Here is a 16,773-nt window from a genome sequence, read left to right as displayed (position 1 = left end):
GGATCAGACCTTCGGCATGACCTCGGCCGCGATGAGATCGAGCATCTCCAGGTCCGTCATGTCCAGGCACTGCAGGTAGACCCGCGTGATGCCCAGCTCGGCCAGGGCGCCGATGCCGTCGACCACCTCGGCCGGTGTCCCGGCGAGCCCGTTCTCACGGAGCTCTCCTACCTCGCGGCCGATGGCTTCGGCGCGCCGGGCGATCTCGGCCTCGTCGCGCCCGACGCACGCGACCAGCGCGACGGAGTAGACCAGGTCTTCGCCGGCGCGCCCGGCCGCCTCGGCCGCCGCGCGGACCCGGCCGATCTGCGGCCCGATCGCGTCCTTGGCCGGGAACGACTGGTTGTACTCGGCCGCGTACCGAGCGGCCACCCGAGGGGTCCGCCGCGGGCCGTTGCCACCGATGATGATCGGCAGCGGCGACTGGACCGGCCGCGGCAGGGCCGGGTTGTCGGTGAGCTGGTAGTGCTCGCCCGAGAAGCTGTAGGACTCGCCCTCGGGCGTCGACCACAGGCCGGTGAGGATCTCGAGCTGCTCCTCGAGCAGGCCGAACCGCTTGTCCGGGAACGGGATCCCGAGCGCCTTGTGCTCGGCCTCGAACCATCCGGTCCCCAGTCCGAGCTCGACGCGCCCGCCCGACATCGCGTCCACCTGAGCCACCTGGACGGCCAGCACGCCCGGGAAGCGGAACGTGGCCGAGGAGACGAGGGTGCCGAGCCGGATCGTGGACGTCTCCCGGGCCAGGCCGGCGAGGGTGGTCCAGGAGTCCGTCGGGCCGGGGCGCGGGTCGCCGCCGCCCATGCGCAGATAGTGGTCGGAGCGGAAGAAGGCGTCGTAGCCCAGCTGTTCGGCCCGCTGAGCCATGGCGACGTGGTCGTCGTAGGAGGCGCCCTGCTGCGGTTCGGTGAAGACACGAAGATCCATACGCTCACCTTGCCAGGTTCCGGCCGACTCAGCGCTCGACGGCGGGGGCCGGTTCGGCATCCGACCGGTCCGCAGCCTCATCCGGAGCACCACGCCGGCGATGGACCAGTGTGAGGACCCGGTCGATCACCAGCCCGAGGACCAGGCCCAGGCAGGTCGCGGACAGCATGCCCAGCAGCGGTCGGTCGGAGAACCAGGCGCCGCCGATGGTGCCCAGGGTGAGCATGTACAGGCTCCAGAGGGTGGCCGACAGCGCCGTCAAGGGCCGGTACGTGCGGCGCGGCACCCCGGTGGCCCCTGCTGCCAGGCCGATCGCCACGCGGACGCCGGGCACGAAGCGGCCGGCGAGCACAGCCGTGGACACCCGGCGGCGCAGGCCGGCAGCGGCTCGTACCGTGTGCCGTGCGAACCAGGGCCGGCGCATCCACCGGAACCGCCGCAGCCCGATGGCCCGGCCGATCTCGTAACTGAGGTTGTCCCCCACGAACGCGGCGACGGCCGCGACGATGCCGAGCACGGGCAGCATGGGCCGGCCGGTGACCGATCCGATCGCGGCCAGCCCCATGACGAGTGACTCGCTCGGCAGGGCGGGCACGAGCCCGTCGACCACGGTGAGGACGAAGATCGCCACCAGCGCGACCGGCGACCCGGCCGCGTCGAGGACCCACTGGCTGACGTTCTCCACGGCACCAGTTCACCCGATGATCGGCTCGCGCGGTATGGGGAACTCCCCCGATTCTCGTGGCAGCTACCCGTTCTCGGCCGCGCGTGGGCGGGTGCCCGTATCGTCCGTGCCCATGACGACGGCGGAGCTCGGCCTGCTCCGGCTGGTCGCCCAGCGGGTGGCCGGTCCCGGCCTGCCACGCCCGGCCGACGTCGTGCGGCACCTGACCGCCATGCAGGCGCAGGCCTTCCCGGCCGCCGTCGAGGCGGTCACCGTGCGGACGGCGGACCGCGACCCCGACGCCGTCGTCGGGGCCCTCAACAGCGGCGAGATCGTCCGGTCGTGGCCGATGCGCGGAACACTCCACCTGGTACCGGCCGAGGATCTGGGCTGGATGCTGGACATCACCGGGCAACGGCAGACGGCGAGCTCGGCGCGACGCCGGGCCGAGCTCGGTGTCGACGCCACCGTTATCGAGCGCGCGTCGACCGTGGCCACCGACGCCCTGAGCGGTGGCCTGGCGTTGAGCCGGGACGAGCTGGTGACGTTGTGGCGCGAGGCCGGTCTCATCGGTCCCGGGCAGGCCGGCGCCCATCTGCTCAGCTACCTCGCACAGCGTGGCCAGCTCGTCCTCGGCCCCGTCCGCGACCGCCGGCAACGAATCGTGCTGACCGAGGAGTGGATCACCGCCCCACGCCGCCTAGTGCGGGAGGAGGCACTCGGCGAGTGGGCGCGCCGCTACTTCCGCAGCCACGGCCCCGCCACCGTGCGGGACTTCGCGTGGTGGACCAAGCTCACGCTGGCCGACGCCCGGATCGGTCTCGACCTGGCCCGACCGGAACTCGACCGCCTCGAGGTCGACGGCACCACGTACCACCTCGACCCGGAGGTCCCCGAACGACTCGCCGGCCTGCGGCGGGCGGCCCGCCGGCCGCTGCTCCTGCCGGCGTTCGACGAGATCATCCTCGGCTACCAGGACCGGTCGGCCGTCCTGACGCGTGAGGAGGAACGCCTGGTGGTGCCGGGAGGTAACGGCGTCTTCCGCCCGATCATCGCCTCGGGCGGCCGCGTCGTCGGGACGTGGCGCCGAGAAGGCGCCCGCCGCGACATCACCATCGAGCCGTTCACCACGCTCCGGCCGGCGGCACAGCGGGCCGCGCTAGGGCTGATCCGGCAGTACCCGACCGCTCCGGTGACCGGGTGACGGGGCGTCGATGGTGAGATCTCCCCACAGACGGCGGCTGCGCCCGGGCTCTACTCTGTCCCGCAAGGGGGAACGATGCGCAGATGGCTGGCGGCGGCCGCGGCAATCGTGGTGGCCGGGACGGTAGCGGGGTGCGAGCCCGGGGAGCCCTCCCCGGAACCGTGCTCGGAGCCGGACCAGCCCGAGGGCCGCCCCGGGCAGGCTGCACCGCTGCTCAGTCTCGGCGGGCCGTCCGGCACCCGCGGGGCCACCCAGGTGCTCTACGAGGACGGGTGGGTCCTCACCCAGGAGGCCGCCGATGCCGACGGCCCGGCCGCGGTTCGGCCGATGTACGCCGGACCCGTCTACGACGACGACCCCCGAGTGTGGCGCAGTTCGTACGTGGGCGCCTGCGAGATCGAGCAGGTGCGCGAGCTCGCGGCCGAGACCTTTGTCGAGGGCATCGAGTTCGGGTCACCGACGGTGACGGACATGCCCTCGACCACCATGACGTGGTACGGGGACGGGAAGCCGGTCGAGGTGAGTGCCTACGCCCTCGGTCACGAAGGCGAGTACGACGGGACCAGCCGCGACGAACGGGCTGCGCGCGAGCGGCTGCATGTGCTGATCGAGCTTCTCGATGCGGGTGTGGCCACGGGGGACGTGGCCCCCACCGGCTACCTGCGTGTGGCGCGGCTCGGCTCCGAGATCGAGGATCCGCCGGACTGGCCGGGCCCGCCGACCGCCGAGCTGCTCGCCGATCAGGAGTGCGGGCGGATCGACGGCGAGGATGCCGTCGTCGTCCACGACCACCTGCTCGCCGGTGGGCAGGCACCGGAGGGCGTCTGGATCGCTGTGGGGCCGATCGGCGTCGAGCCGTGCCCGTGAGGACCGAACCATGCCAGTGAGGTGAGCCGCACCGGTGAGATCGAGCCGTACCGGTGAACAGCGGCGAGGCCGTTGCGGCGTCATCGACTCAGGACCGGTTCCTGAGGGCGGACACGTGGCGCCTCTTCGAGTGTGATCCCGAACAGCTCCCGGTACGCCGGAAGGACCGCCTCGTCGGCGAGGGTCTCCTCATGCCTCACGCCGTCGCGGGTGCGGGCGAGCTCGTTGCCGCTCAGGGTCAGCCGGCCGTCACCGGTGACCAGGGAGCACACGAGGGAGCCGGTGAACCGGGAGCGGGGCGAGGTCTGCGTCCACCAGCACGTCGGTTCGAACTCGGTGAGTAGTCGCGGGCGGGTCTCCAGGCGGTACTTGGGTGCGCCATCACAGGTCAGCAGCAGGTCACCGGAGCCGGTCTCGGACAGACGGAAGGTGCCCTCACGGTCGAGCTGGTCGGAGCGGTCGTCCAGGCGTAGCGGGTGGTACGCGAACCCGCGGCCGAAGCCGACATCGGCCAGCCACGGCCCGTCCGGCAGGTCGACCCGGACGGCCATGTGCACCAGCGGGGGAAGGGCGAGACCGTCGGCGAACGTGCTCGCCCCGAGCAGGCTGACCTCGAACCCGAGCGCCGACAGCAGCGCGGCGAATGCGCCGTTGAGTTCGTAGCAGAAGCCGCCGCGGCGACGCGCCACGATCTTCTCCACCAGCGCCGCCTCGTCGAGGACGACGGGCTCGCCGAGATGGATGCTGAGGTTCTCGAACGGGACAGACCGCTGGTGGCGGACGTGCAGGTCCCGCAACGCCTCGGCGTCGAGCTGCGCGGGTCGGTCGGCGCCGATGCGGTCGAGGTAGCCGGCCACGGCCTCGGGGGTCATGTGCTCAACGGTGCTCGGTGCCGGCCACCGACGGCAAGTCCGTTCCCGCGACCCGGCCGGTGCACGCGCTGGCGGCCTGCTCTGCACAGCAGGGGGCACACCCGGTGCGGACGTCAGCGCGGCGGCTGCCGACGACGCCGCCCGGACGGCAGAACCTGTCCGGGCAGGGAAGAACCCGCGGGGTCCCGGCCGAGACGGCCAGGGTCCGTGGTGGACGAGATCCACGGCCCCGCGGGTTCCGGTGACCACCTGGTACTCGCCGCCCGTCGAGCGGGAGGACCATCGGTCCGTCCATGACGGGCTAGCGGGTGGTCACCTCACGCGTCCGAAAGTTCTTCACCTCTGGACCACCTCCTTTCTCGTGTGTCACCACGCTACGGCGGGCACGGGGACCGTGTCACCGATTTTTCCGACGGCGTACCGGCCCACCGGCGGTCCCGACCGCTTGCACACCACCCCGTGGCAGGCTGCGGGCATGTCCCTTCTGGTCGACGACCCGGACCATCACGACCGGTTGGCGCGCGAGAGCCGCCGCCTGCTCGGATTCGCAGCCGCCAGCCGGAACGCGGCCGCGTTCGGATGGCTGGACGACCGCGGTGACTTGACGCCGGGCCGCCCGGACTTCCTCTACGTCACCTGCCGCATGACGCACAGCTTTGCCTTGGGCGGCCTCCTGGGGTTCCCGGGCGCAGCGGACCTCGTGGACCACGGCCTCGCGGCACTGCGGACCACGTTCGCCGACGAGCACCACGGCGGGTGGTTCACCGCCGTCGGCCCGGACGGCGCGCGAGCGGACCGTAAGTGGGCCTACCCGCACGCTTTCGTCCTGCTCGCCACGGCGAGCGCCTCCGTCGCCGGCCGAGCGGGGGCACGCGACCTCCTGGAGCAGGCGGCCGAGGTCCTGCGAACCCACTTCTGGGATGAGGAGGCCGGGATGCTCCTCGAGGAGTGGGACGCCGCGTTCAGCACCCTCAGCGACTACCGGGGCGCCAACGCGAACATGCACGGTGTCGAGGCCATGCTCGCCGCAGCCGACGCCACCGGTGACGAGGCGTGGCTGACCCGTGCCGAACGCGTCGCCGGCCGCATGGTGGACGCCGCGCACCGTCACCGTTGGCGCCTGCCCGAGCATTACGACGCCGCCTGGCGTCCCGACCACACCTACGGCAGCGAGCATCCCGACGATCCGTTCAAGCCGTACGGCACCATGCCCGGCCACAGCCTGGAGTGGGCGCGGCTGCTCCTCCATCTGCGTGCCGGGCTCCGGGCCCCCGGCCGCGCCGTGCCGGACTGGATAACCCGGTCGGCCGTGGCGCTCGCCGAGCGGGCGATCTCGGACGGCTGGGCCGCGGACGGCGCGCCGGGGTTCGTCTACACGGTGGACCCGGAAGGACGCCCGCTCATCCGGCAACGGCTGCACTGGGTGCTCTGCGAGGCGCTCGGAGCGGCGGCGTGCCTGTGGCGGGTCACCGGTGACGAGATCTGGGCGCACCGGTACGCCGAGTGGTGGTCGCACGCGGAGACGGCCTTCATCGACCCCACCGGGTCGTGGCACCACGAACTCGATCCGGCCGGGCGGCCGGCGGCGAAGATCCGCCCGGGCAAGGCCGACGCCTACCACGCGCTCCAGGCCACGCTGCTCCCGCGGGTGACGATCACGGCCTCCCTCGCCGGCTCGCTCGCCGCCCGCCGCGCCGCCGGCGGCGAGGCTGAGCCCGAAGCCGACCGGCCCGCTGGCACCATGGACGCATGACCGACGACTCGCCGCTGCCCGCCGATCCGAACCGTCCGTACCGCATCCTCGTCGTCTGCACCGGCAACATCTGCCGCTCGCCGATGGGTGCCGTCGTGCTGCGCGAGCGTCTGCGCGAGGCCGGGCTGGACCGCGCCGTCGAGGTGGACTCGGCCGGCATCAGCGACGAGGAACACGGCAACCCGATCGATCCCCGGGCGCAGTCCGTCCTCGCCGAGCACGGCTACCCCGTGCCGGCGCACAGCGCCCACCAGGTGACGGCGCATGAGCTCACCGATTACGACCTCGCGCTGGCCATGACCGCCCAGCACGAGCGTGCCCTCGCCCGGCTCGCGGACCGGGCGCCGGGCGAGGCGGCCCGGATCAGCATGTGGCGTGAGTTCGACGCCACCGCCCCGGCTCGCGGAACAGGGGGTGCGGACCTCGACGTCCCGGACCCGTGGTACGGCCCGCACGACGGCTTCTACGACACGCTGGCGGTCGTCGAGCGCGGCGCCGACGGCCTGGTCGAGCACCTGCGCGACCGGGTGGCGCCCACCGGCTGACCGGGGCACACGGAGCCGCTCAGGCCGCCGGCTGTGAGACCGATCCGGTGACCGCCGCGAGCACGGTGTCACGCAGGCGGCTCGCGGCTGCCGAATCCGGTGCGGCAGGGTCCCCGGCGAGCATGCTCAGCGCGACGCCGACGCAGCTCGAGGTGATGAGGCGCGCCGCGTCCTCGCGCGGCACGGCCAGACGACGCTGCGCGGCGCAGCGATCCAGCGAGTCGAGCAGTTGCTCGTGGATGCGCGCCAGCACCGTCTCGGACGCCAGCACGCCAGGGGCGAACATGGCTCGGTACTGGGTGGGTTGCCGACGGGCGAACTCCAGGTGGGCGTCCCACCGGTACGTGAGCTCTTCGACCGGATCGAGGTGGTCGGGCAGGGTCGCGGTCGCCTCGAGGTACTCGCCGAAGCTGTGCTCGATGATCGCGGTGAGCAGACCCACCCGGTCTCCGAAGTACTGGTTGACGGTCGCCGGAGTGACCTCCGCCGCTTCGCACAGCTCACGGACGGCGATCTCCCCGTCCGGCGACATCGCCAGCACAGTGGCGCCCGCGCTGACGATCCGTTCTCGTGCCCCCATGGTGTTTCGACACTAACACTGCAGGTCAGAGCGACGGAGGTCGAAACAAGACCTGCGGGAAACCGCAAACGTGACGGTCTCCGCTGCGGTTTCCCGCAGACCCTTAGCTGCCCTGGCGCCCGCCCGTCGTCGTCGAACGGTCGAGGTGCGAGAGCGCGGCTGCGAGGCCGGCCCGGGACGAGGTGCCCGTCTTGCGGAACAGCTGGGTGACCGTGGCCTCCACCGACCGGACCGAGAGGTACAGCTCGGCAGCGATGTCGCGGTTCCGCATGCCTTTGAGGATGCGGGCGGCGACGTCCGTCTCCCGTGTGGTGAGGTCGAGCGCCCGGGGCGGCACCGGCCAGTCCTGGCTCTCCAACACCGAGGCGCCGGCCAGGGCGCGTGCACCCTGCGGAGCGAGCGTGCGTTCGACGGCGGGCACCGCCCACGCCGGCACGCCGGTCAGGTCCGGAACGGTCGCACCGTCCTCCAGCAGCGCCTGGGCCAGGCGACGGGCACGCTCGGCATGCGGGGACTCACCGGCCCGTGGATGCAGCGCGGAACGGACGTAACGGCGCGCCTCGTGCAGCCGGCCGGCACGGACGCACAGGGCCACCTGCAGCACGGGTCCGACGAGTTCGAGATCCACCTGGCCGAGGGTGGTCCCGCGCGGAACGTCCCCGCGCGAAACCGCCCGGTTCACCTGGTTGAGCAGTCGCTCCGCCTCCTGCGTGTCCCGGCCGGCGGCGAGTAACCACGCGGCACGCGCGAGATCGACGTGCGCCCGGCGCAGCACTTGTGCGGCTCCGCTCGCCATCGTGGCCGCCGCCTCCACCCGAGCTGGCAGAGCCACGCGAGCCGCGACGGCGGCCGTCCGCAGGTGCGAGACCGTTCGGGTGGTGGGCATGAAGTGTCCGAGGACCTGGAGGTCCTCCAGCTCGGTGAGATACCGGGTGGCGTCCTGCGCCCGTCCGCGTGCGCTCTCCACATGGGCGCTCAAGGCCAGCACGACGGCCCGGTGCAGCGGCGAGAGCTGATGGCCGAGCTGGGCGCGCAGGTGCCGCGCCGCGACGGCGGTCTCCTCGTGCGCGGCGATCTCCGCATGTAGGTCGAAGGAGAGTTCGTGCGAGTCGGTGGTGTCGACGAGCCACCGCCGCAAGTGACGGCGCAGATCCGGCGTCGCGACTCCCGGGGTGAGGCGGAGATGCAGGTACTGCCAAGCCGGGGTTTGCCGCTCGTGGGCGGGCAGCTGCGGCTCGACGAGGTCGAGCACGTCTTTTGCGCCGGCGAGATCGCCGAGGGCGATCGCGGTGAGGGTGAGCGTCCGGGCGAGTCGCGCCGTGGCTTCGGGTTCGTGCTCCACGTGCACGAGGAGTTCATCGATGAGCGCGCTGAAGCCGACCTCCTCGCCGAGCAGCGCCCGGGACAACAGGGCGATCCGGGCGAGTTCGAGACGTTCGCGGGACGGCGCCAACCGGGCGAGATCGTCAGCCGCCAGGTCGGCGGCGTCCTGGAGATGCCCGCTGAGGAAGGCGACCAGGCTTCGGGCTGCGGCGAGCTGAGGGTAGGTCTCTGCCGTGCTGTGCGCCATGGTGAGCGTGATGAGCTCGTACGCGCGGCCGATCCGGCTGTGGGCAGCGGCGTCGACAGCGGCCGCAGTCAGCGCCGGCACGAGCGCGGTGTCGCGGTCGGCGACGGCGGCCGACAGCAGCAGCCGGTCCTCGTCCGGCAGGACCGTCTCCGCCGCCGCGAGAACCCGCCGGCAGGCGTCCTCGCGGGTGCAGCTGTCACGGTAGGCGAGGTACCGGGCGACGATCCCGTCTGCGACGCAGACACGTGCACCGACCGACCGAACGAGCTGAGCCTGGCGGAGTCGACGCTCGTCGACGCCCATCTCGTGCGTCAGTGCCGTGAATGTCGGTTCGTCGAGGTTGCCGATGAGTGCCACGATGGTCAGAACGTTACGGATCTCGGGAGTGACCTGCGCGAGAGCGCGCTCGGCGTGACGGCGGGTCGGTTCAGCCGGCGGACCGGGCATCAGTCGGCGGGTCCCGGCCAGCGCACTGGTTGTCGTGGCCTGGATCAGGCCGGCCAACATGGTGGTGTGGCCGCCGGTCCACTCGTGCAGCAGGCGGGCCACGCGCGCCGGCGGTGGGAAGCCGGTCTTCGATTCCACCGCGGCACGGACGCCGTCGACTGTGAGTGGCTCGAGTTCCAATCGCTGGTAGGACTCGAGCGCCGGGACCGGCCAGGTGGCTGTGCAGACCACCCCTCCGGGCAGGTGTGCCGTGCGCGCGATGACGTACCGCAGACCCCGGACGAACTCCTCATGCAGGGCGTCCACGTCGTCGACCAGGATCCAGACGGGACGGGGGTCGCCGTCGCCGGCGGCAAGGAGGCGCTCGACCTGCCGGACCAGCTCGGTACCCGGATCTGCGCCCGGTCCAAGAGCCGGCGGCGCGTCGCCGCCTGGAGCGCCCTCGGCACCGAGAAGGTCGTCGACCTGGGCGGCGGCCGCATGCAGCAGCATCGTCTGGTCCTCGAGCGAGCCCCACATGACATTAAGGCGGATCACCCGCCGGCCGGGTGCCCTCGCCAGCCGGTCCAGCATGGCCGTCTTGCCCGAGCCCTGCTCACCACGGACGACCAGGCAATCGACGCCGGAGCGGATCTCCCGGTCGAGCAGGCGCGTAGCCTGTGGTTGCAGCCGTTCGACGAACTGCACGCGTATCCCCCCAGTGGTCGTTCAGGTACTCACCGATGACATAGCCGGAGGGAGGCGGATCATCGTTGATGCAAGAGGGATGCTATCGGACCGCGCCGGAACCGGAAGAGGGCTGTCACACCGTGGACGCTGCGCACGGCGTTGACGAGAAACGAGGGGCCCGATGAGCGAAAGCCGGCACCTCTGGTTCGGGGTGAACGGCGATCGGGACGACGGCGGCGGCATCTGGGCCGGCACGCTGAGCACGGCCGGCACCGTGACCGGCGCCCGCCGCGTCGCCGCCGTCATCAACGCCTCCTTCCTGGCGCGCCATGCCCGGCTGCCCGTCCTGTACACCGTCTCGGAGCAGGCCGGCGGCACCGTTGCGGCGTACGCCGTCCGTCCGGGTCAGACCCTCGAGCCCCTCGGCCCGCCGGTGCCGGTCGGGTCCGCGCCGTGTCACCTCCTCGTGCATCCGGACGGCGGCTGGCTCTACGCCGCGTGCTACGGCGACGGCACGACGGCCGCGGTCCCGCTGGCCGACGACGGCCGACCCACCGACGCCGTCGTCCGTCTGCGGTACAGCGGGTCGGGGCCGGTGAGCTCCCGGCAGGAGGGACCGCACGCCCACTCGAGCCTGCTCAGCCCGGACCGGAAGGATCTCCTCGTCGCGGATCTCGGCAGCGACAGCATCTGGGCGCACCGCCTGGCCGCCGGCCGACCCGAGCCCGACGCCCACCGCCTCGCCATGCCCGCCGGCTTCGGACCCCGCCACCTGCTCGTCCACGCAGGCCGGATCCTCGTCACGGGCGAACTCAGCGGCGAGGTGGCCGCCGTGGCTTGGGACGGGACAGCCGGCAGGGTCGAGCAGATCGTGCCTGCCGCCACGTTCCCGGCGCGTGACGACGGCCCGGCACACCAGCTCTCCCACCTGGCCGAGGTGGACGGACACCTGCTCGTCGGGGTCCGCGGTGCGGACACGCTGTCCTGGCTGCGTCTCGGCACCGACGCCCCCGTGCTGACCGGCGAGGTGACGACGACCGCCTCGCCCCGCCACTTCGCCGTCGTCGACGATCACGTGGTCGTGGCCGGGGCGGGAGCGGGTGAGGTCGGCGTGCACCGGCTCGACGACGGGGCCGTGGGACCCCTTCGCGAGCGTCATCGCCTGCCCGGGGTCATGTCCGTGCTGGCCGCCTGAGCCGGCCGGCTCCCGCGGCGCGACCGGCGAGCCTACTCCTCGCGTGATCCGCTCAACGCGGAGCGCAGAGCGAGGTACACCACGACCGCGACCACGGCGACGACCGCGAGCTTGGCGAGCATCCACATGAGAGAGAAGAGCGCGTCGACCAGGAACCAGGCGACGACGATCGCCACGATCACACCGACGACGGTCCAGAAGCTGCGGCTCACCGGGCCAGCCTACGGGGCCGGGCGGTCGTGCCGCGTGCTACCGGCGGACAGAGACGTGGACGTGATCGTAGTGACCGCCGGTGGCATCGCTCGGGTCGTAGACGCCACCACCGTCGTAGCGAGCCCAGCCCTGGTCGGCACGGTCGGCACGCCAGATCCGTCCCTGCCAGATGAGGTAGCGGACCTCGAGTGCCTCGGCGTGCCTGCGGAGCCACTGGGCCGCGCGCCAGCCCTCGAGGAGATCGGCAGTGGCGGCGCGCTCGCCGGCCGAGCCGAAGAACAGGTCACATCCGCGCCCGGCAGGATGGTCCGAGCGCGGGTTCCAGGCGTGCTCCGACCAGCAGGTCACGGGCACGTCGCCGAACGCGGTGTCGACCTCGCCGACGAGCCACGCCGTCGCGGCGGTCACGCATCCCTCCGTCCCGGTGGGATCCGGCACGGTGCACCCGGTGGACTCACCGGACCACGGCCGGGGAGGGGCCGGAAGCGTGACCGCGGGCCCCGGGTTGCGCACCGGCACCGACGCCGGTGGGCGGTCCAGCAGGTCCGTGACGACCGCAGCCACCAGCACCAGGGCGGCGAGCACCATCAGGCGCATCAGCCGCACCCGGCGCCGGACCATGCGCCGCCGCGCAGCCGGTGGCCGACGTCGAGGGGTCACCGCCCCACTCAAGCACGGCGGGCGGACGGGTGCGGGGCACGTCCGCTAGGTTTACGACGTATGACTCCCCGTCCGCCCTCTCGTCGCCCGCAAGGTCGCCACGCCGGGATCACCCGCGCCGCGGTGCTCGACGCCGCGCTCGCCTTCGTCGACCGCGAGGGCCTCGAGGCGCTGTCGATGCGTCGCCTCGGCGGTGAACTCGGTGTCGAGGCGATGACGCTCTACCACCACGTGGGTAGCAAGGAGGCGCTGCTCGACGGAGTGGTGGAGCGCCTGCTCACCGACCTCGTGCCGGAGCGCGAGGACGCGGCGTCCTCCTGGCGTGAGCTGCTGCGCACCTCGGCGTGGGCGCTCTACGACCGTCTTGCCGCCCACCCTCACCTCATCCCGGTCGTGGCCACCCGTCCGGCGGTCACTCCCGGGACGCTCGCCGTCCTCGAGCGCGAGGTCGCCGCCCTCCACGCGGCCGGGTTCGCGCCCGCCCGGGCGCTGGAGATCGCCTACGCCGTCATCGGCCTCGTGCTCGGGCATGTCGGCGTCGGCGGCCGGTTCGACGACCTCACAGGCGAACGCAGCCGAAACCTGGCGGGCGCCGATCTCAGCGACTACCCGTTGCTGTGCCGCGCGGTCGAGGACGGCGTGGACGTTGACGGGTCGAGCTCCTTCACCCTCGCGCTGGACGCCGTGCTCGACGGACTTGCGCCGCCGCGGTAGAGCGCTGCGGCCGCGGTAGGGCGCCGCGGCCGAGCAGTCTCGGCCGGCGTCGGGCCTCCTGGACTACTCGGCCATCGCCTCGTTGCCCGCCTCCTGCGCGCGCTGCAGGGCCTCCGGGACCGGGATGTCGCCGAGGAACATGTCCTGCAGGATCGGCACGAGCGCGTCGTTGCCGGCGTTGACGTTCGGTCCGAGGGGCGCCGGTGCGGTCTCGCCCTCCGCGGCATCGAGGAACGGCTGGAGATCCACGTCCCGCTCGGCCCAGTAGTCGACGAAGGTCTGCTGGGCATCGACGGCGGCCGGGAAGGCCACGCCCTGGCTGGCGAGCGCGCTCTGCCCGTCGGCGGAGCCGAGCCACCGCAGCACTTCGGTGGTCGCCTCGACGTTCTCCGAGTTGGCATTGCCGACCGCGGCGACGCCGTGGACGACGCCGATGCGCCCCTCCGGGCCCTCGACCATCGGCGCGATCCCCCACTCGAACTCGGCGTTGTCGGCGATGGTGCGCAGGTTGTAGGGGCCGGACTGGTAGAGCCCGAGCCGCTGCTGCAGGAACATATCTCGCGTGATGTCCCCGTTCGGGTTGGTGTCGGCGGCGGACGGGGCCACGTGGTGGGTGTTGATCATGTCGACGAGGTACTGGAAGGCCTCCTCGCCCTCCGGGGTGGCGAACGCGAACTCGTCACCGTCCTGCCACGTACCGCCGTTCTGCGCCAGGAAGTCGATGTAGATCGCCTGCAGGTCGGCCTGGGAGTTGAACCCGAAGACCTGGGTCGAGCCCCGATCGAACCCGCGCTGACCTGGGTGGCGGCCCTGCTCGTCCGTGGTCAGCGCGCGGGCCGCGTCGAGCAGCGTGTCCTCCGGTCCGGCGTCCTGACCGCCGGCCTGAGGCGGCTGCCAGCGCAGCGACTCAGGATCGACACCGGCCTGCTCGACCAGGTCCGCGTTGTAGTAGAGCGCGATCGAGTCCCACAGTTGGGGCACGCCCCACAGCGAGCCGTCGCGCTCGTACAGCTCGGCCACGGAGGCTTCCCACTCGTCGTGGTCGGTTCCCAGTGCCTCGCTGATGTCGATGAGGTCGCCGCTGTCCGCGTACCGACCGAAGTTGGAGGTGTTGGTCCAGAAGATGTCCGCCATCTCGCCGGAGCTGAGGTCCAGCGGCAGCCGCTCCCAATAGTCCGCCCACGGGACCACCTCGACCTCGACCCGGATGTCGGGCTGCTGGGCGTTGAAGGCGTCGAAGGACTCCTCGTACGCCGGCGCGGCGCGCTCGTCCCAGAGCCGGAACGTGACCGTCGTGCCGCCACCCTCGCTCGCGCTGCCGCCGTCGTCGGCGTCGTCCGCGCCGGGGGAGCAGGACGCGAGGACCACGGCGGCCGCGGCGGCGGCCGCCGTTCCCAGGGTGCGGCGTCGCCGGCGCGCGGTTGTCATGTGCCCCTCCTCGACAGTTCCCCCTGCGGGGGCGGCCTGGCGCAAACTTACTGCTCATGGGGCCGATTTTGCTAATCGGACAAGGTCTCGCTGCCGAACCGTGACCTTTCTCCGCGGTTGGTCAACGCAGCCCGATCCCGATCGAACGCGTGATCTGTTTCTGGAAGACGAGGAACAGCACGACGAGCGGCAGCAGTGCGATCGTCGTGGCAGCCATGACCAGCGTCCAGTTGCCCGAGTACTGGGTCTGCAACGAGGCCGTGGCCACCGTGATGACGTTCCACTCCGGGGCCGGGGCGATGATCGACGGCCACATGAAGTTGTTCCACTGCGTGACGACCGTGATGAGCAGCAGCGTGGCGAGGATCGGCCGGTTCATCGGCAGCATGACGTACCACAGCCGCCGCAGGACCCCCGCGCCGTCGATGGTGGCGGCATCGAGCAGCTCCCGCGGCGTCGAGCGGAAGTTCTCCCGCAGGAGGAAGACCGCGTACGGGCTACCGAGCAGGAACGGGACGACGAGCCCGGCGAACGTGTTCCGCAGTCCCGCCTGCGCCATCATCGAGTACAGCGGGATGATGACCACCACGGCGGGGATCATCAAGGTGGCGACGTACGCCCAGAAGATGACGTCCCGGCCGGGGAAGCGCAGCGTGGCGAACGCGTAGGCGGCCAGGACCGAGGCGGTCATCTGACCGGCCACGAGCACGAGGACCACCTGCGCCGTCACGGCGATCGGGACGACGAAGTCGTAGGTGTCGGTGAACAGTGTGGTGAAGTTCGCCGTCGTCAGTGGCTCCGGCAACGACAGCGGGACCGTGGTGCTGAACTGCCGGGGTGTCTTCAGCGCGGTCATGACCGAGAAGACGAACGGTCCGACCATCAGGCCGGCACCGGCGAGCAGCATGAGGTACGTGAGGGTGTTGGCGAGCCAGCGCGTCGTGCGCGCCGAGAAGCGCGGCGCCCGGGCAGTGGCGGGCCGCGAGGTTCCGGGGGCCGGGATCGGCGTCTGGGGAGCAGTCATGTCATGTCGTAGGTGATCCGGCGGCGGAAGTAGCGCTGCTGCAGGAGGGTCACGGCCACGAGCACGACCATGAGCAGCACCGCCATGGCGGCGGCTCGGCCAAGCCGCAACGCGACGAACGCCTCGTCGTAGATGTGTGCGGCGATGATGTCGGTGGACCCGGCGGGGTACCCGCGGGCGGCGCCGGTGAGGCCGTAGACCAGGTCGAACACCTGGAAGGACGCGATCATCGACGTGACCGTGACGAAGAACGTCGTCGGCCGGAGCAGCGGCAGCGTCATCGAGACGAGCATCCGGACCGGGCCGGCGCCGTCGATCCGTGCCGCCTCGTACACCGACGGCGGAATCTGCTGCAGTCCGGCGAGGAAGAACAGGGAGATGTAGCCGACCGTCTGCCACACGTAGACGAAAGCGACCGCCGGCAGCGCGAGCGACGGGTCGGACATCCACTCGACGCGCCGGCCGAGCAGGGTGTTGACCGCGCCGGTGGTCGGGTCCAGCAGCCATCGCCAGACCACGCCGAGAGCAAGCGGGGCGCACACCCACGGCAAGACGTACAGCACCCGCAGCAGGGAGGTCCCCGGCAGGCCGCGGTTGACGGCGACGGCGAGCAGCAGTCCCAGCGCGATCGACGTCGGCAGCGACATGAGGGTGAACAGCACCGTCACGCGCAACGAGTTCCAGAACGCGCCTGAGCCCAGCAGGTGTGTGTAATTGCCCAGCCCCACCCACGACGGGTCCGAGATGAGGTCCCACCGCGTCAGCGAGATGAGGACGACGAGCACGACGGGAACGAGGAGGAACCCGCCCACGCCGATGATGCTGGGCAGGAGCAGCGCGTACCCCGCGAGCGCCTCGCGGCGCCGGCGTGCGCGTCGGGATGCCGGGACGGCGCTCACGTGCCCGTGTGGACCAGGTCCGTGTCCTGATCGGTGGACAGGATGCGGGCCAGCTCACGCTCGTACGCCGGACCGGGCGAGACGGCCTGGCCGCGGTAGGTCCAGTGCAGGAGGTACGCCGCGTTGAAGGAGCGGTCGCACCGCGAGCAACTCGCGGGCCTGCTCGGGCGCCGGTGTCGCTCGAAGCTGTGGCCGTGCGGGCAGACGCCGCGCCACGGGGCGGGGGGTCTCGGGGCGTCGGCGTCGACGAGCCGTCGGCCGCTGCAGCCGATGCGGTGTGCGGTCGCCCGCCACACCGCGTCGTGCCCATGCTCGGGTCCGACCAGCGCGTGCGCGATCTCGTGCAGCACGGTGTCACGGACGTCGTCCTCGTCGTAGAGCGCCATCAGGTGCCGGGAGACCGAGATCGTCCGCGCGTCGAAACGGCAGGCACCCGCCCGCCGTTTCGCGTTGTCGAAGCGGAGCCGCCACTCGGTCAACCCGTGCTCGGCCAGGAGCCGCTCACCGAGCGCCCGCACTGCCGTCAGCTCCACCCGCCACCTCCG

The 16,773-nt window shown here is 72.0% G+C and carries 17 protein-coding genes; 6 read left to right on the top strand and 11 right to left on the bottom strand.

The genetic code is table 11. From position 1 onward, the window contains the following. Positions 1-3: 3 nt before the first annotated feature. Positions 4-924: an LLM class F420-dependent oxidoreductase gene (locus ACFSE6_RS08230; RefSeq protein WP_388004863.1), complete on the bottom strand. Its 921-nt coding sequence runs from the start codon at positions 922-924 to the stop codon at positions 4-6. Between the two features lie 28 nt (positions 925-952). Further along, entirely contained in the window at positions 953-1,609 is a 657-nt protein-coding gene (locus tag ACFSE6_RS08225) for a DedA family protein (protein ID WP_388004860.1), read from the bottom strand. 112 nt (positions 1,610-1,721) lie between these two features. Between ACFSE6_RS08225 and ACFSE6_RS08220 the strand changes: the two genes are divergently transcribed. Both ACFSE6_RS08220 and ACFSE6_RS08215 read left to right on the top strand, forming a co-directional pair. Next, a complete protein-coding gene (locus ACFSE6_RS08220; RefSeq protein ID WP_388004857.1) occupies positions 1,722-2,792 on the top strand; it encodes a winged helix DNA-binding domain-containing protein in 1,071 nt (356 codons plus the stop codon). A 75-nt stretch (positions 2,793-2,867) separates the two neighbouring features. Continuing rightward, positions 2,868-3,659 carry a hypothetical protein gene (locus ACFSE6_RS08215; RefSeq protein ID WP_388004854.1) on the top strand — a complete coding sequence of 264 codons (792 nt, stop codon included), beginning with the start codon at positions 2,868-2,870 and terminating at the stop codon, positions 3,657-3,659. An 80-nt stretch (positions 3,660-3,739) separates the two neighbouring features. Here ACFSE6_RS08215 and ACFSE6_RS08210 read toward each other — a convergent pair whose 3' ends face one another. Beyond that, a complete protein-coding gene (locus ACFSE6_RS08210) occupies positions 3,740-4,531 on the bottom strand; it encodes an arylamine N-acetyltransferase family protein (RefSeq protein WP_388004851.1) in 792 nt (263 codons plus the stop codon). Positions 4,532-5,006: 475 nt separating this feature from the next. On the opposite strand from ACFSE6_RS08210, the gene ACFSE6_RS08205 reads away from it, so the two are divergent. Beyond that, positions 5,007-6,284 carry an AGE family epimerase/isomerase gene (locus tag ACFSE6_RS08205; RefSeq protein WP_388004848.1) on the top strand — a complete coding sequence of 426 codons (1,278 nt, stop codon included), beginning with the start codon at positions 5,007-5,009 and terminating at the stop codon, positions 6,282-6,284. Beyond that, positions 6,281-6,829, top strand: coding sequence for a low molecular weight protein-tyrosine-phosphatase (locus ACFSE6_RS08200; protein WP_388004845.1), 549 nt, complete (start codon positions 6,281-6,283; stop codon positions 6,827-6,829). The genes ACFSE6_RS08205 and ACFSE6_RS08200 overlap by 4 nt, the downstream gene beginning before the upstream one ends. 19 nt (positions 6,830-6,848) lie before the next feature. Here the strand turns inward: ACFSE6_RS08200 and ACFSE6_RS08195 are convergent, their stop codons facing one another. After that, positions 6,849-7,409, bottom strand: a complete 561-nt coding sequence (locus ACFSE6_RS08195; RefSeq protein ID WP_388004842.1) for a TetR/AcrR family transcriptional regulator — start codon at positions 7,407-7,409, stop codon at positions 6,849-6,851. 103 nt (positions 7,410-7,512) lie between these two features. Further along, the gene (locus tag ACFSE6_RS08190; RefSeq protein ID WP_388004839.1) at positions 7,513-10,113 is read right to left on the bottom strand and encodes a LuxR C-terminal-related transcriptional regulator; all 2,601 of its coding nucleotides are present in this window, start codon (positions 10,111-10,113) and stop codon (positions 7,513-7,515) included. 163 nt (positions 10,114-10,276) lie between these two features. Between ACFSE6_RS08190 and ACFSE6_RS08185 the strand changes: the two genes are divergently transcribed. Next, a complete protein-coding gene (locus ACFSE6_RS08185) occupies positions 10,277-11,290 on the top strand; it encodes a lactonase family protein (protein ID WP_388004836.1) in 1,014 nt (337 codons plus the stop codon). A gap of 32 nt (positions 11,291-11,322) precedes the next feature. On the opposite strand, the gene ACFSE6_RS08180 is transcribed toward ACFSE6_RS08185, so the two are convergent. Together ACFSE6_RS08180 and ACFSE6_RS08175 are read right to left on the bottom strand one after the other, a co-directional pair. Then, entirely contained in the window at positions 11,323-11,502 is a 180-nt protein-coding gene (locus ACFSE6_RS08180) for a hypothetical protein (protein WP_388004833.1), read from the bottom strand. Positions 11,503-11,539: 37 nt separating this feature from the next. Beyond that, a complete protein-coding gene (locus ACFSE6_RS08175) occupies positions 11,540-12,163 on the bottom strand; it encodes a VldE C-terminal domain-containing protein (protein WP_388004830.1) in 624 nt (207 codons plus the stop codon). Positions 12,164-12,223: 60 nt separating this feature from the next. Here ACFSE6_RS08175 and ACFSE6_RS08170 point away from each other — a divergent pair, with 60 nt between their 5' ends. Beyond that, positions 12,224-12,877 (top strand): TetR/AcrR family transcriptional regulator, encoded by a 654-nt coding sequence (locus ACFSE6_RS08170; protein WP_388004826.1) that lies wholly within the window; start codon positions 12,224-12,226, stop codon positions 12,875-12,877. A 63-nt stretch (positions 12,878-12,940) separates the two neighbouring features. Here ACFSE6_RS08170 and ACFSE6_RS08165 read toward each other — a convergent pair whose 3' ends face one another. The 4 genes from ACFSE6_RS08165 to ACFSE6_RS08150 all read right to left on the bottom strand — a co-directional run bounded on the left by ACFSE6_RS08165 (position 12,941) and on the right by ACFSE6_RS08150 (position 16,761). Beyond that, positions 12,941-14,305: an ABC transporter substrate-binding protein gene (locus tag ACFSE6_RS08165; protein ID WP_388004823.1), complete on the bottom strand. Its 1,365-nt coding sequence runs from the start codon at positions 14,303-14,305 to the stop codon at positions 12,941-12,943. Between the two features lie 121 nt (positions 14,306-14,426). Further along, complete coding sequence (locus ACFSE6_RS08160) at positions 14,427-15,329, bottom strand: carbohydrate ABC transporter permease (RefSeq protein ID WP_388004820.1); 903 nt, start codon at positions 15,327-15,329, stop codon at positions 14,427-14,429. Continuing rightward, positions 15,326-16,228: a carbohydrate ABC transporter permease gene (locus ACFSE6_RS08155; RefSeq protein ID WP_388004817.1), complete on the bottom strand. Its 903-nt coding sequence runs from the start codon at positions 16,226-16,228 to the stop codon at positions 15,326-15,328. Before ACFSE6_RS08155 ends, ACFSE6_RS08160 begins: the two co-directional genes overlap by 4 nt. Beyond that, a complete protein-coding gene (locus ACFSE6_RS08150) occupies positions 16,225-16,761 on the bottom strand; it encodes a SprT-like domain-containing protein (RefSeq protein ID WP_388004814.1) in 537 nt (178 codons plus the stop codon). Before ACFSE6_RS08150 ends, ACFSE6_RS08155 begins: the two co-directional genes overlap by 4 nt. Positions 16,762-16,773: the final 12 nt, after the last annotated feature.

It is taken from the genome of Georgenia deserti (assembly GCF_042680605.1).
Taxonomy (GTDB): Bacteria; Actinomycetota; Actinomycetes; order Actinomycetales; family Actinomycetaceae; genus Allobogoriella; species Allobogoriella deserti.
Note: the sequence above shows the minus strand (reverse complement) of the source record. Positions and strands in the feature narration are given on the sequence as shown.

Coding starts and splice junctions, on each gene's coding strand:
- ACFSE6_RS08230 (WP_388004863.1), bottom strand. CDS start 924: ATGGATCTTCGTGTCTTCACCGAACCGCAGCAGGGCGCCTCCTACGAC.
- ACFSE6_RS08195 (WP_388004842.1), bottom strand. CDS start 7,409: ATGGGGGCACGAGAACGGATCGTCAGCGCGGGCGCCACTGTGCTGGCG.
- ACFSE6_RS08210 (WP_388004851.1), bottom strand. CDS start 4,531: ATGACCCCCGAGGCCGTGGCCGGCTACCTCGACCGCATCGGCGCCGAC.
- ACFSE6_RS08220 (WP_388004857.1), top strand. CDS start 1,722: ATGACGACGGCGGAGCTCGGCCTGCTCCGGCTGGTCGCCCAGCGGGTG.
- ACFSE6_RS08160 (WP_388004820.1), bottom strand. CDS start 15,329: ATGACTGCTCCCCAGACGCCGATCCCGGCCCCCGGAACCTCGCGGCCC.
- ACFSE6_RS08205 (WP_388004848.1), top strand. CDS start 5,007: ATGTCCCTTCTGGTCGACGACCCGGACCATCACGACCGGTTGGCGCGC.
- ACFSE6_RS08185 (WP_388004836.1), top strand. CDS start 10,277: ATGAGCGAAAGCCGGCACCTCTGGTTCGGGGTGAACGGCGATCGGGAC.
- ACFSE6_RS08215 (WP_388004854.1), top strand. CDS start 2,868: ATGCGCAGATGGCTGGCGGCGGCCGCGGCAATCGTGGTGGCCGGGACG.
- ACFSE6_RS08200 (WP_388004845.1), top strand. CDS start 6,281: ATGACCGACGACTCGCCGCTGCCCGCCGATCCGAACCGTCCGTACCGC.
- ACFSE6_RS08165 (WP_388004823.1), bottom strand. CDS start 14,305: ATGACAACCGCGCGCCGGCGACGCCGCACCCTGGGAACGGCGGCCGCC.
- ACFSE6_RS08170 (WP_388004826.1), top strand. CDS start 12,224: ATGACTCCCCGTCCGCCCTCTCGTCGCCCGCAAGGTCGCCACGCCGGG.